The sequence below is a fragment of the Nocardia sp. NPDC102475 genome, assembly GCF_055584605.1.
This window is the reverse complement of sequence record NZ_JBVJLS010000010.1, coordinates 15,458-28,183: the sequence shown is the minus strand read 5'-3', so window position 1 is coordinate 28,183 and position 12,726 is coordinate 15,458. Positions and strand designations below refer to the sequence as shown.

Genomic DNA, 12,726 nt, shown 5'->3' with positions numbered 1-12,726 from the left:
GTATGCGCGTCGGCATCGGCAGCGATGTCCATCCCATCGAAGCGGGCAGGCCGTGCTGGATGGCGGGTCTGCTCTTCGACGGCGACGACGGCTGCGCCGGACATTCCGACGGCGATGTCGCCGCGCACGCCCTGTGCGATGCGCTGCTTTCCGCCGCCGGACTCGGCGATGTCGGCGCGGTCTTCGGCACCGGACGGCCGGAATGGGCAGGCGTTTCCGGCGCGGCCATGCTCAAAGAAGTGCGAAGGCTCCTTGACGAGGCGGACTTCGAAATCGTCAATGCGGCGGTCCAGGTGATCGGCAATCGGCCGAAGATCGGACCGCGTCGCGCCGAGGCCCAAGAGGTGCTCGGCGAGCTGCTCGGCGCCCCGGTCTCGGTGTCGGGCACCACAACCGACGGCCTCGGGCTGACCGGTCGCGGCGAGGGCATTGCGGCAGTGGCTACCGCCCTGCTACAAGAGTGTCGCTGATCCAGCCTCCGCCGACCTGAGCCGCTCCGTGAACGGCCTTATCTACCAGCTAGGATCGACTTCCGTGACTCTGCGCCTTTTTGACACCGACACGCGGACCATGCGCGATTTCGCGCCACTGGTCCCCGGCCGTGCCTCGGTGTACCTCTGTGGCGCCACCGTGCAGGGGGAACCACATATCGGCCATGTGCGCAGCGGAGTCGCATTCGACGTACTACGGCGCTGGCTGCTCGCCCACGACTACGACGTGTGGTTCATCCGCAATGTCACCGATATCGAGGACAAGATCCTGACCAAGGCCGCCGAAGCGGGCCGGCCCTGGTGGGAGTGGGCGTCCACCTACGAGCGCGCCTTCGACAACGCCTACCAAACCCTCGGCGTACTGCCGCCCTCGGTGGAGCCACGCGCGACCGGCCACATCACCCAGATGATCGATTTGATGCAGCGGTTGATCGAGCGCGGGCACGCCTATGCCTCGGCGGGCAACGTCTACTTCGACGTGGTCAGCTATCCGGAATACGGCAGCCTGTCCGGGCACAAACTCGATGACGTGCACCAGGGCGAGAGCGCCGGTGCGGGCAAGCGCGATCCGCGCGACTTCACGCTGTGGAAGGCCGCCAAACCCGGTGAGCCGACCTGGCCGTCGCCGTGGGGTCCCGGTCGGCCCGGCTGGCATCTGGAATGCTCCGCGATGGCCGAGTTCTATCTCGGACCCGAATTCGATATCCATTGTGGCGGAATGGATCTGGTCTTCCCGCACCACGAGAACGAGATCGCCCAGTCCAAGGCGGCCGGCGACGGTTTCGCACAGTACTGGCTGCACAACGGCTGGGTGACCATGGGCGGCGAGAAGATGTCCAAGTCGCTGGGCAATGTGTTGTCGGTGCCGAATGTGCTGAAAAAGGTTCGGGCCGTTGAACTTCGGTTCTACCTGGGCAGCGCGCACTACCGCTCGATGCTGGAGTACTCGGATAAGGCGCTCTACGACGCCGCGGCCTCGTACCAGCGCATCGAGGCGTTCGTGCACCGGGTGGCCGAGCGGGCCGGGGAGATCGCGGTCGGCAAGTGGACCGATGCGTTCGCCGAGGCGCTCGACGACGATCTGGCGATTCCTCGGGCCCTGGCCGAGGTGCATCGCGTGGTGCACGAGGGCAACAAGGCGCTGGAATCGGGTGCGATCGATGAGGCGGTCGAATTGGCCGGGCAGGTCCGGGCCATGCTGAATATCCTCGGCGTCTGCCCGTTCGATCCGCAGTGGTACAGCCCACAGGACAATTCCGTCGCGCTGGATGCCCTGGACGTTCTGGTGCGCGCCGAACTCGACCGCCGCCAGCAGGCGCGCGCCGCGAAGGACTGGGCCAGCGCCGATGCGGCGCGGGACCGGTTGCAGGCCGCCGGAGTCGAAGTGACCGATACCGCACAGGGTCCGGAATGGTCGCTGGGTGCGGCACAGCATTCGCCGGGCGCAGTGCAGCGTGGAAAGGCGAACTGATGGCAGGTAATTCGCAGCGTCGAGGCGCGATTCGTAAGGGCGGCAGCAAGAAGGGCGCGGTCGTCGGCTCCGGTGGGCAGCGTCGGCGCGGTCTGGAACCGCGCGGCGCGACCCCGCCCGCCGAGGCGCGCACCAAACATCCCGCCGCCAAGCGTGCGGCCGCCAAGGCGAAGGCCGCGGGTCAAGGTAGGCCGGGTCCGCGCGGTGGCGCTCGCCCGGCCGGACGCAAGAGCGACGACAGCCCGGAGATGGTGCTCGGCCGCAATCCGGTCGTCGAATGTCTGCGTGCGGGTGTGCCCGCGACCGCGCTGTACGTCGCGGTGGGCACCGAGAACGACGACCGGCTCACCGAAAGTGTGAAGATTGCCGCAGATGCGGGCATTTCGATCCTCGAGGTGCCGCGCACCGATCTGGATCGGTTGAGCGCCAACGGACTGCATCAGGGTGTTGCGCTGCAGGTGCCGCCGTATCGGTACGCCCATCCGGATGATCTGGTTGCACGGGTGCAGGATTCGGCCGAACCCGCGCTGCTGGTCGCGCTGGACAATATTTCCGATCCGCGCAATCTCGGTGCCGTGATCCGTTCGGTGGCCGCCTTCGGCGGACAGGGTGTACTGATTCCGCAGCGGCGCAGCGCGAGCGTGACCGCGGTGGCCTGGCGGACCAGTGCCGGTGCCGCGGCCCGGCTTCCGGTCGCCCGCGCGACGAATCTCACTCGCACACTGAAGGATTGGGCTTCGAAGGGGTTCCAGATCGTCGGTCTGGACGCGGGCGGTGACACCATCCTCGATGATTTCGACGGCAGCATTCCCACCGTGGTCGTGGTCGGCTCGGAGGGTAAGGGCCTGTCCCGGCTGGTTCGCGAGACCTGTGATTCGATCCTCGGCATCCCGATGGCGGGTCCGGTGGAATCGTTGAACGCTTCCGTCGCGGCGGGCGTCGTACTCTCCGAGATCGCGCGTCAGCGCCGGGCCTGAGCACCGGAAGTCGGTCGCTAGGGCAAATCGGCCGCCGGGGTTGAACCGCAAATCGACTCCGGCCCCGTAGAATTCGACTCGTGGTCATCCCGAACCAGGTTCCGCAGGAGACGATCGAGCATCCGCACGCGACGGCGGTGCTGGCGCTCGGTGCGGCGAGTCTGTTCTGCTGCGGTGTGCTGGGACCGGTGGCCTGGGCGCTCGGCAGACGCGCGCTCGACCAGATCGAGGAATCCCACGGCGGTTACGGCGGCCGCGCCCAGGTGCTGGTCGGCTACGTCCTCGGCGTTATCGGCACGATCCTCATGGTCTGCATGGCGATCGTTTTCCTGCTCATCCTGGTCGGCGGCCGCGCGTAACCAAGCGGGTCAATCCAGGCTGGGCCGTTGCTTATCGCCCTTGCTGTCCCAGGCCGGCCATTCCTCGCTGATACTGCCGGTCCAATTGGGCTGGCGGCGATCCCGGAAGGCCGCCATCGCCTCACCGCCGTCGATGCTCTTGCCGACGTGCTCGTTCAGATCGGTCTCCAGCTGACCGACCATGGCCGGGCTCATGCCGAGGCTCTCCCATAACAGCCGCTTCGACAGTGCCACCGGCAGCGGCGCCGCCCCGTTCGCGATGTCATGGGCGATGGCGAGTGCCGTCGGCAGCACCTCGCCCGCGGGCAGGCAGCCATTGGCCAGGCCCATGGCCTTGGCCTCGTCGCCGTCGAAGGTGCGACCGGTCAGCATGATGTCGGCGGCATTGGCCATGCCGACCAGCCGCGGCAGCGTCCAGTGCGCGTAGCCGTCGGCGAGCACCCCGCGACGCACCTGGTTGAGTCCGTAGACGGCGTCCTGTGCCATGTACCGCAGATCGCATTGCAGGGCCAGTGCGAGTCCGATGCCGACCGCATGCCCGTTCACCGCCGCGATCACCGGTTTGCGCACCCGCCACGGGGCCGGTTCGATGGTCGCGCTGACCTCGCCGACCCGGTTGGACAGATCCGCACCCGCGCAGAACGCGGGCGCCGTGCCGGTTATGACGACCGCGCGAATCGCATCCTCGACATCGCATCGCTGCAGTGCCGCACTCAATTCGGCGGCCATGGCCGGGGTGACGGCATTCTGCTGTGCGGGTCTGTTGAGTGTGAGGACGGCGATGCCCGCGGAGACATCGACGAGCAATTCCGAACTCATGTCACTGGATGGTAGTCGTGTTGAATTTGCCTCGCCCGCGGCTCCGGCAACGTGGCTCATGCCCGCAACACATGGCGGCCGATGGCGTACTTGTGCACCTCGGTGGGGCCGTCGTAAAGACGGAAGGCGCGCATGTCGCGGAAGATCATTTCGACGACCGTCTCATCGCTGATGCCGATGCCACCGAGCACCTGTACGCAGCGGTCGGCGACCTTGAACAGCTCCTCGGAGACGTATGCCTTGGCGATCGAGCTCTCGTGCCTGGCCTTCTCGCCCTGGTCCATCAGCCAGCAGGCATGCCAGATGGTGAGGCGGCACTGGTGCAGGGCGATCTCGTTATCGGCCAGCATGAACGAAACGCCCTCGTGGTCGCCGATCGGTTTGCCGAAGGCGGTGCGGGTCCTGGCGTATTCGACGGCGATGGACTGTGCGCGTTCGGCCGCACCGAGCCAGCGCATGCAGTGGGTGAGCCGGGCCGGGGCCAGTCGCAGCTGGGCGTAGCGCAGCGCCTGACCGGTCTCGCCGAGCAGCGCGTCCTTGGGCAGCACCAGATTCTCGAAGCGCACCACGCCGTGACCGCCGACGTAATTGCGGTCCATGGTGTTCATGGTGCGTTCGATCACGATGCCGGGCTGGTCGCCTTCGGTCAGGAACAGCGTCGGGCCCTCGGGCACATGCGGGTTCGGTGCGACCCGCGCCATGATGATCCAGGTCTTCGCGCCGTCCGCGCCGGTGATGAGCCATTTGCGGCCGTTGATGGTGAAGTTCTCGCCGTCGAAGACGGCCTCGGTGGCCAGCTGATTCGGGTCCGAACCCGCGCCGTCCGGTTCGGTCATCGCGAAGACGGTGCGCCGGTGTCCGGCGACGGCGGGTGCGAGGTGGCGCTCGACCTGTTCCGGGTTGGCGATCTTGGAGAGCAGGAACATATTGCCCTCGTCGGGCGCGGCGCAGTTCATCGCGACCGGGCCGAGGGTGGACCAGCCCGCCGCCTCGTAGATCACGGCCTGCTCGATATGGGTGAGACCGCGCCCGCCGAGGGCTTCCGGGGCCTGCACGGTCAGCAGTTTTTCCGCGCGGGCCAGCTCGACGAGTTCCTGGCGCAGTTCGTCGGTGGGGCCGTGCGAGGTGAGTCGCGGATCGCGCTCGAAGGGGATGATCTTGTCGATGACGAACTGGCGGACTCGGTCGCGTTCGACGGCGAGTTCGGCGGGAATCGTGAAGTCGATCATTGGTCACCATTCGTTCGATGGGGCGCGTGGGTCGAGCATACGAAACCGGGGGCGTCCGACTGAAGGCGGTTGCCATCAAAAGCTTCCCTGGCTAGCTAGAGCCCCTTCTGAACTGCGCTGATAGCTGATTTCAGCGCGGGCCGATCAGGTGTCAGCGCACTGTCAGCGCGGCGGGAGATCGTTCGGTCATTCGAGGAGCCACTCGACGAACAACCCGATGAGGAGAACCGCCATGATGACCGTCGCAGCCGTCGCCCAATTGCTGATCGCCCTCGCTTTCGTCAGCATTCCGCTGGTGCGCCACCGCTACGGAGCCGCGGCCCAGACCGCCGCCGATGCCGAGCTGGCCCGTCAGGGTGTGCGCCCCGAGATACTCGCGGAGAACGGTATGCGGTTCGACGCGGGTGGCCACGAGACCTGGGCTCCGGTCGGGATCGCACTGGTGATGACCGCGATGGCCGTGCTGAATCTGGCGGGCAACGACTGGGTCCGGACACTGTCCTGGGTCTTCCAGATTCTGGTGCTGCTCGGCAATGTCGCGATCCTGTACAGCAACCTGACCGCCGCCAAGAGCGTCCAGGCCGCCTTCGCCCGCAAGGGTGACCCGGAACTGGCCCGCATCGACGTCCAGCGCTTCCTCGACGTAGCCGAAGCCGCCTTCCCTCGCTGGGTGACCCCGTACCTGCAGAACCTGCGCCACGTCATCGTCTTCGGCGGTTCGATCGTGGTCCTGATTGCTCCTTTCACGGGCTGATCCATCGCCCACCGGCCAGGTGCTCGCCAAGCGCGGGCACCTGGTTCGCGCGTTGCCATCCGCACCTTCCGCGTGCGCTATGCCAGGTAGTCCGTGCGTGCCACGCATGGCTGGCGGTTATTCCGTGCGTGGCGAGCAACAAAGGCGCGGCACCGGCTCGGGTTGGTGAGCGGGAGTCAGCGGGCGCGGGCGGCCTGACGGCGTCGGGGGCCGATGACTCGGCAGATCAGGTAGATCAGGAAGGAGATGGTGGTGACGAAGGTGGAGACCGGAACGCCGGGCGCGAGCGACAACAGGATGCCGCCCACCGCCGCCGTTTCCGCGAACACCACCGCGAGCACGGTGGCGCGCACCGGATTCGCGGTCAGCTGTGCCGCCGCGGCCGCGGGCGTGATGAGCAAGGCGAGCACAAGCAGCGCGCCGACGATCTGCACACCGAAGGCCGCGGTAATGCCGAGCATGACCGCGAACACCACCGAAAGCGCCCGCACCGGAACTCCGCGGGCGAGTGCGACTTCGGGATCCGAACTCGCGAAAAGCAGCGGCCGGTACACCACCGCGAGTACGGCGAGCACCAAAACGGTGCAGGTCAGCAGCAGTGCCAGCCCGTTGTAGCCGACGCTGACCACCTGACCGGTCAGCAGCGAGAATTTCGATCCGGCGCGTTCGGGACCGAGCCACAGGAACAGCACCGAGAGTCCGAGTCCGAACGACAGCACCACCGCGATCACCGAATCGCGTTCTCTGGCTTTGGTGCCGAGCAGACCGAACAGCACCGCCGCCACCACCGAGCCGACGATCGCGCCAAGCCCGACCCCGATACCGGCGAGCAGCGCGGCGGCCGCGCCGGTCAGCGAGAGCTCGCTGGTGCCGTGCACCGCGAACGACATCTGCCTGCTGATGATCAGCGGCCCGATCACACCGGCCAGCAGTCCGAGCAGCGCGGCCGCGAATACCGCCTGCTGCACAAAGGAATACGAGAGCAGGTCCGCGGTGGTGGTGAAGTCGAACATCTTCGAGACGACATCGGAGAGCTTGTCGTTCACGAACGGACCCCGGCCGATTCGGGCAGTTCATCGGAAAGCGTTGCGCAGTGTTGGGCACCGGCCGCACCGAGTGCGTCCATGGTGTCGCCGGTGCCGACGACGACCAGCCGCCCGCGCACCCGCAGCACATCGACCTCGGTCTGGTACAGCTCCGAGAGCACCGCCGAGGTCATCACCTCGTCCGGCGTGCCGATCCGGAACTTCCCGTCGACCAGATACAGCACCCGATCCACCAGCGGCAGAATGGGATTGATCTCGTGCGTCACGAAAAGCACTGCGGTGTCATGGGTTCGCCTGCGTCGATCGATCAGTTCCGAAACCAACCGCTGATTGGCCAGGTCGAGGCTCAGCAGCGGTTCGTCGCAGAGCAGCACCTTGGGATCACCGACCAACGCCTGTGCGACCCGCAGCCGCTGCTGCTCGCCGCCGGACATGGATTCCAATGGCGCATAGGCGAATTTCTCCGCGCCCACATCGGCGATGGCCGCACGGACCTTGTGCTTGCGCTCGGCGCGACGCCGCAGTCCGAGGCCCCAGCGGTGCCCGTCGACGCCGAGTCCGACCAGATCGACGCCGCGCAGCTGCACACCGGCATCGATCGTCTTCTGTTGCGGCACATAGCCGATATCGGGATTGCCTGCCCGTGCGGGCCCGCCCGCGATATCGGCGGTGCCGGAGCTGAGCGCGAGCTGACCGAGCAGCACCTTCAGCAGCGAGGTCTTACCGGATCCGTTCGGCCCGAGAACCGCGACGAATTCACCAGGCGCGATCTCGAGATCCAGCCCTTGCCAAAGCTTGCGTTCGCCGAAGGACAGGCTGGCGGAATCGAGTTTTACGGCGGCTGAGCGGGTATCGGACCGCCGCTCCACCCTGTCGGTGTCTTCGGTGGTCAGCGTGGCTCCCATTAGCCCACCCGTCACCCGGCCACCACCCCTCATCGGATCGCTGCGCGATGCTGTCATAATTTCGATCAGGCCAGCGCCGCGGCCAGGGCCTGGGCGTTCTTGGTCTGCCACTGAATGTAATCCACACCGTCGGGCAGCGTTTCGGTCACCTCGACGATGGGTAGGCCATTCGACCGCGCGAGCGTCCGCAAATCCTTGGTGATCTTGTCCTCGGTCTGGATGTTGTAGATCAGCGCGCGAACCTTCTTACCGGTCAGCAGATCCTGGGTGGCGGCGACGGCGGCGGGAGCCGGATCGGTCTCCTGCTCGATCGCCTCCTGGAATTCGTGCGGGGTCAGATCCTGGGTTCCGGCGGCGATCAGCAGGTAGTGTGCCAGCGGTTCGGTCTGCAGCACCGGGGTCTTCGGGTGCTCGCCCGCGATCTTGGTGGCGACGGCGGTGATCGCGGTCAACTGGCTCTTGAACGCGGCGGCGCGATCGGCGTAGGCGGCAGCGTGGGCGGAGTCGATCTCGCCGAGGGTGCTCGCGATCCGGTCGGCGACCGTGCTCACCGTGCCGATGTCGTAGAAGACGTGCTCGTTCTCGTCGCTCTTGTCGGTCCGGGATTCGAACGCGTCGACGGTGCGCTTGTCCTTGCCCTGGATCGCCTTCTCGATGAACTCGTCGTAGCCGCCGCCATTGAACACGACCACATCGGCATCGCTGATCTTGGCCGATTCCACGGCCGAGGTCTCGTGCGAATGCGGATCGGCGGCGGGATCGGTGATCAGCGCGGTTACCGAGGCATCCGGGCCCGCGATGGTTGCCGCGATATTGCCCCAGACATTGGTGGACGCGACGACGTTCGGCTTATCCGAATCCTTCGAACTACCGCATGCGGTGAGCGCCACAGCGGTGGCCACCCCCACGGCGATACCGGCGAATCTGATGGCAATCCGTGTGCTCACGTGCGGGGTACTCCTGGCAGTACGGCAGATCTGAGCGTGCTCTAGATCATAATGGAAATCGTTACCATTTGAACTGTAGCAGGAGGCCCTGTTCGGCACGAGTCGATGTTTGCCGCATCACTTCGGGGGGTGGATACGGGCCGGGCCCGCGAACCGATCGGTTCGCGGGCCCGGAACTGTCTGGCAGTCGGCTCAGACGAACGCTTCCACCGGCTTACCCAACAGCTGTGCACAGCGCAGCAGGCCGAGATGGCTGTATGCCTGTGGATGGTTGCCGAGTGAGCGTTCGGCGACCGGGTCGTACTCCTCGCTGAGCAGACCAGTCGGTCCGGCGACATCGACCAGCTGCGCGAACAGCGCCTCGGCATCCGAGCGCTTACCGATCAGCAGATACGCCTCGACCAACCAGGCCGCGCACAGGTGGAAGCCGCCCTCGCCGCCGGGCAGGCCGTCGTCGTGGTGGTACCGGTACACCGTCGAGCCGCTGCGCAACTCCGCCTCGGTGGCGACGACCGTCGCCGCGAAACGCGGATCCGACGGGTCGATCAGTCCGCTGAGGCCGATGTGCAGGGTGGCCGCGTCCAGATCGGTGCCGTCGTAGGCGGCGGTGTAGGACTGGACGTCGTCGTTCCAGCCCTTGGACTTCACCTCGTCGGCGATGGTGTCGCGCAACGTGATCCAGAGCGGATCGATCTGACGCTGGAACCGCTGCGCGAGGGTGATCGCCCGGTCCACGGTCAGCCAGCCCATCACCTTCGAGTACACGTGGTGGCGCGGGTTGCCGCGGATCTCCCAGATGCCGTGGTCGGGTTCCTGCCAGCGCCGCTGCACCGCCGAGACCATGGCGTGCACCAGTTCCCAGTCGGCGTCCGGCAGCGTCTTGTCCGGATCGGTCAGCCCCTTCGCCTCGCGACCGTGTGCCAGCGATGCGATGAGATCGACGATCGGACCGAAAACATCCAGCTGCACTTGCATATTCGCGGCGTTGCCGACGCGGACCGGACGCGAACCCGCATAGCCGGGCAGCTGATCGATCGATGCCTCGGGCGGCAGGGTTTCGCCGTAGAGCGTGTACAGCGGGTGCAGGCGCTCCGGACCGGGCAGCGTCTCCAGGACCTGGTGCACCCAGCCGAGGAACTCCTCGGCCTCGGTCAGTGAGCCGAGCGAAACCAGCGCCTGTGCGGTCAGCGAGGCATCGCGCAGCCAGCAGTAGCGGTAGTCCCAGTTGCGTACGCCGCCAATGTCTTCCGGCAGTGAAGTAGTGGCGGCGGCCAGGATCGAACCCGACGGTGCGTGCACGAGCCCGCGCAGCGTGAGTGCCGAACGCTTCATCAGATCCGGTTTCAGTGGCGGCAGTTGCAATTTGGCCGCCCACTTGGACCAGTAGTCCTCGGCATCCCTGCGCCGCTCCGGCTCGCTGACCATGGCGGGCGCGAGATCCTGCGTGCCGCAGCGCATTTCCAGCACGATCGGGCCGCGAGACGGATCGACGACGGCGCGCGCGGAGCTGTGCATACCGTCGGAGTGGATCTGCCAGTGCACACCGGGGGAGCGCAGCACCATCGGATCATTGGTGCCGACTACGCGCAGTCCGTTCGATTCGATTTCGATGCTGACCGGTACCTGACCGAATTCCGGTCGGGGCGCGAAGGTTACGACGGCCTTCGCATCGCCGGTGATCACCCGGGTCAGGTCGGTGCGGGTGGGGGCCACATCGTGCGGCAGGTAGTCCACCACTTGCAGCTTGGCCCAGCGGGTTTCGACGGTCATGGTGCCGTCGATGTAGCGCTGCGACAGTGGCAGGCCGGGACGTTCCGGCTCGATGGTGAAGTGTCCGGCCTGCGGTCCGCCGAGCAGATGGGCGAAGACCGCGGCCGAATCGGGCTCGGGGTGGCAGAACCAGGTGACGGTCGCGTCGGGTGTGAGCAGCGCCACCGAGCGCGGACTGGCCAGCATGCTCAGCCGCTCGATGCGCGGCGCGCTCGCCCCCGCCAACCAGGTGCGCCGTTCCTCGAGCAGGAAGGCCAGCGCCCAGGACACCGCCTCGGTGGTGTCCACCCGGTATTTGGCCAGGCTCTCGCCGTCGCCGACCTTGATGCCGACATCCGGGCCGGACAGCATGCGGAAGGCCTTCTCGTCGGTGACATCGTCGCCGAAGAACACCGCGGCCGACGCGCCCTCCTGATGCCGGACAGTATCGAGCGCGACGCCTTTATCCGTCTGGATCACCGCGAGCTCGATAACCGACTTACCCTCGGTCACCTGCACGCCGACCCAGCAGGCCGCACCCTGGCGCACCGCCTTCAGTGCACGCAGCCCGATTTCCGGACTCGCATTGCGCACATGCAGCGCGACGCTGGCCGGTTTGATCTCGACACTGGCGCCGGGATTTTCCGCGGCGATCTGCGTCAGACTGGTCTGGACTTCGACCAGCAGTTGTTTGGCGTCATTGTCGATGGCGTGCACGAAACCCACATCGAATTCCGAACCATGACTACCGATAAGTTGCACCTCGACCGGAAGTCGCGACAATGCCGCGAGATCTCGCAGGGCACGGCCGGAGATCACGGCGGCGGTCGTTCCGGTGAGACCGGCAAGCGCTCGTAGCGCGCTCACCGATTCCCGATGTGGAAAAGCTTTCGCCGGGTCGGACACGATGGGTGCGATCGTCCCGTCGTAGTCCGATGCGACCAAAAGCCGTGGCACGCGCGCGACCGTCGACAGTGCACGGCGAAGTTCCAGTGGCAGATCCTGTGCGCTCACGCATCCAACCTAGTGATCGGAGGAGTTTTTTCGGGGGCACGCGTGACAATACTGTGTTGAATTTGCCGCACCGAAGCGCGCCGCGTGGCGTGCGCATGATTGCGCACGCGTCTAGCCGCCCCGTATTGGATCTGCCCAGCTGACGCGTTCTTACACAACCGCCAGCGTGTGCAGGTTCACGTCGGCCGACCCGATTGATGCTGCGCGACAGGCCCGGTCGATTTGCCGGGCATGAGCTGACCGGTGCCGGCTATCGGCTGACCTTTTCGAGCGACCTGCAAGCAGTCGCTAGCGGCCGCCGTTGTCGCCGAGCAGTAGATCCACGGTGAGTTCCAGTCGCTCGGTCACATCGGTGGCCGAGGCGCGTCTGGTCAGCCAGGCGACCAGATTCGACAGCCAGACATCGCTGATGACCCGCGCGATCGCCAACTGGCGTTCGGTGGGCTCGCCGTCGTTCATGGCCCTGGCGAATACCCGGTCCATCACCTTGCCGACCCGGTCGACCTCCGCGGCGGCCGAGGCGTCGGCGAACATGAACGCACGGGTCATCGCCTCGGTGAGCAAGGGGTCGCGCTGCATCATCCGGGTGATCTGGGTCAGCAGCAGATGCATGCGCTCGTTCGGCGTCTGGCCGGCAAGCGGTTTGCGTTTGCCCTCGATCTGCTCGAATTCCCGCGACAGCGCGGAAACGAGCAGATGCACCTTGGACGGGAAATACCGGTACAGCGTGCCGACCGCGACATCGGCGCGTTCGGCCACCGCGCGCATCTGCACCGCGTCGTAACCACCCTTGGAGGCCAGTGCGAGCGTCGCGTCCAGAATTCGCTTACGCCGTTCCCGCTGCGCGGCCGAGCTGAGCTCGTCCTCGCTCAGCGTCGTGACCGTCGCGGTGGCCGATGCTTGCCCGGCCGCATTCGAATCGGCTGGCTGCGATCGGGAGGGACTGGCCATTGATGAGAGTCCTT

Annotated in this window: 12 protein-coding genes; 5 read left to right on the top strand and 7 right to left on the bottom strand. The window is 66.4% G+C overall.

The features are described 5' to 3' along the window. The first annotated feature begins 2 nt into the window (after positions 1–2). The 4 genes from ispF (at position 3) to ACZ60G_RS19210 (ending at position 3,298) form a co-directional block, all read left to right on the top strand. A complete protein-coding gene (ispF, locus tag ACZ60G_RS19225; RefSeq protein ID WP_062990256.1) occupies positions 3–470 on the top strand; it encodes a 2-C-methyl-D-erythritol 2,4-cyclodiphosphate synthase in 468 nt (155 codons plus the stop codon). A gap of 64 nt (positions 471–534) precedes the next feature. Then, the gene (gene cysS / locus ACZ60G_RS19220; protein ID WP_465811413.1) at positions 535–1,962 is read left to right on the top strand and encodes a cysteine--tRNA ligase; all 1,428 of its coding nucleotides are present in this window, start codon (positions 535–537) and stop codon (positions 1,960–1,962) included. Continuing rightward, a complete protein-coding gene (rlmB, locus tag ACZ60G_RS19215; RefSeq protein ID WP_465811412.1) occupies positions 1,962–2,939 on the top strand; it encodes a 23S rRNA (guanosine(2251)-2'-O)-methyltransferase RlmB in 978 nt (325 codons plus the stop codon). Before cysS ends, rlmB begins: the two co-directional genes overlap by 1 nt. A gap of 80 nt (positions 2,940–3,019) precedes the next feature. After that, positions 3,020–3,298: a DUF4190 domain-containing protein gene (locus ACZ60G_RS19210; RefSeq protein ID WP_465811411.1), complete on the top strand. Its 279-nt coding sequence runs from the start codon at positions 3,020–3,022 to the stop codon at positions 3,296–3,298. 9 nt (positions 3,299–3,307) lie between these two features. On the opposite strand, the gene ACZ60G_RS19205 is transcribed toward ACZ60G_RS19210, so the two are convergent. Further along, positions 3,308–4,117, bottom strand: a complete 810-nt coding sequence (locus tag ACZ60G_RS19205) for an enoyl-CoA hydratase/isomerase family protein (RefSeq protein WP_465811410.1) — start codon at positions 4,115–4,117, stop codon at positions 3,308–3,310. A 56-nt stretch (positions 4,118–4,173) separates the two neighbouring features. Beyond that, positions 4,174–5,346, bottom strand: a complete 1,173-nt coding sequence (locus tag ACZ60G_RS19200; protein WP_465811409.1) for an acyl-CoA dehydrogenase family protein — start codon at positions 5,344–5,346, stop codon at positions 4,174–4,176. 232 nt (positions 5,347–5,578) lie between these two features. Here ACZ60G_RS19200 and ACZ60G_RS19195 point away from each other — a divergent pair, with 232 nt between their 5' ends. Beyond that, positions 5,579–6,100, top strand: a complete 522-nt coding sequence (locus tag ACZ60G_RS19195; RefSeq protein ID WP_465811408.1) for a hypothetical protein — start codon at positions 5,579–5,581, stop codon at positions 6,098–6,100. 176 nt (positions 6,101–6,276) lie between these two features. Here ACZ60G_RS19195 and ACZ60G_RS19190 read toward each other — a convergent pair whose 3' ends face one another. From ACZ60G_RS19190 to kstR, 5 genes are all read right to left on the bottom strand, one after another. Beyond that, positions 6,277–7,113, bottom strand: coding sequence for a metal ABC transporter permease (locus tag ACZ60G_RS19190; protein WP_397056519.1), 837 nt, complete (start codon positions 7,111–7,113; stop codon positions 6,277–6,279). Positions 7,114–7,142: 29 nt separating this feature from the next. After that, the gene (locus ACZ60G_RS19185) at positions 7,143–8,051 is read right to left on the bottom strand and encodes a metal ABC transporter ATP-binding protein (RefSeq protein ID WP_465811600.1); all 909 of its coding nucleotides are present in this window, start codon (positions 8,049–8,051) and stop codon (positions 7,143–7,145) included. A 65-nt stretch (positions 8,052–8,116) separates the two neighbouring features. After that, positions 8,117–8,998, bottom strand: a complete 882-nt coding sequence (locus ACZ60G_RS19180) for a metal ABC transporter solute-binding protein, Zn/Mn family (RefSeq protein ID WP_465811407.1) — start codon at positions 8,996–8,998, stop codon at positions 8,117–8,119. Between the two features lie 192 nt (positions 8,999–9,190). Further along, positions 9,191–11,761 (bottom strand): trehalose-phosphatase, encoded by a 2,571-nt coding sequence (gene otsB / locus ACZ60G_RS19175; protein ID WP_465811406.1) that lies wholly within the window; start codon positions 11,759–11,761, stop codon positions 9,191–9,193. Positions 11,762–12,049: 288 nt separating this feature from the next. Then, positions 12,050–12,712 (bottom strand): cholesterol catabolism transcriptional regulator KstR, encoded by a 663-nt coding sequence (gene kstR / locus ACZ60G_RS19170; RefSeq protein ID WP_387294489.1) that lies wholly within the window; start codon positions 12,710–12,712, stop codon positions 12,050–12,052. Between the last annotated feature and the right edge of the window lie 14 nt (positions 12,713–12,726).

Coding starts and splice junctions, on each gene's coding strand:
- ispF (WP_062990256.1), top strand. CDS start 3: ATGCGCGTCGGCATCGGCAGCGATGTCCATCCCATCGAAGCGGGCAGG.
- rlmB (WP_465811412.1), top strand. CDS start 1,962: ATGGCAGGTAATTCGCAGCGTCGAGGCGCGATTCGTAAGGGCGGCAGC.
- ACZ60G_RS19205 (WP_465811410.1), bottom strand. CDS start 4,117: ATGAGTTCGGAATTGCTCGTCGATGTCTCCGCGGGCATCGCCGTCCTC.
- ACZ60G_RS19200 (WP_465811409.1), bottom strand. CDS start 5,346: ATGATCGACTTCACGATTCCCGCCGAACTCGCCGTCGAACGCGACCGA.
- ACZ60G_RS19195 (WP_465811408.1), top strand. CDS start 5,579: ATGATGACCGTCGCAGCCGTCGCCCAATTGCTGATCGCCCTCGCTTTC.
- ACZ60G_RS19190 (WP_397056519.1), bottom strand. CDS start 7,113: ATGTTCGACTTCACCACCACCGCGGACCTGCTCTCGTATTCCTTTGTG.
- ACZ60G_RS19185 (WP_465811600.1), bottom strand. CDS start 8,051: ATGGGAGCCACGCTGACCACCGAAGACACCGACAGGGTGGAGCGGCGG.
- kstR (WP_387294489.1), bottom strand. CDS start 12,712: ATGGCCAGTCCCTCCCGATCGCAGCCAGCCGATTCGAATGCGGCCGGG.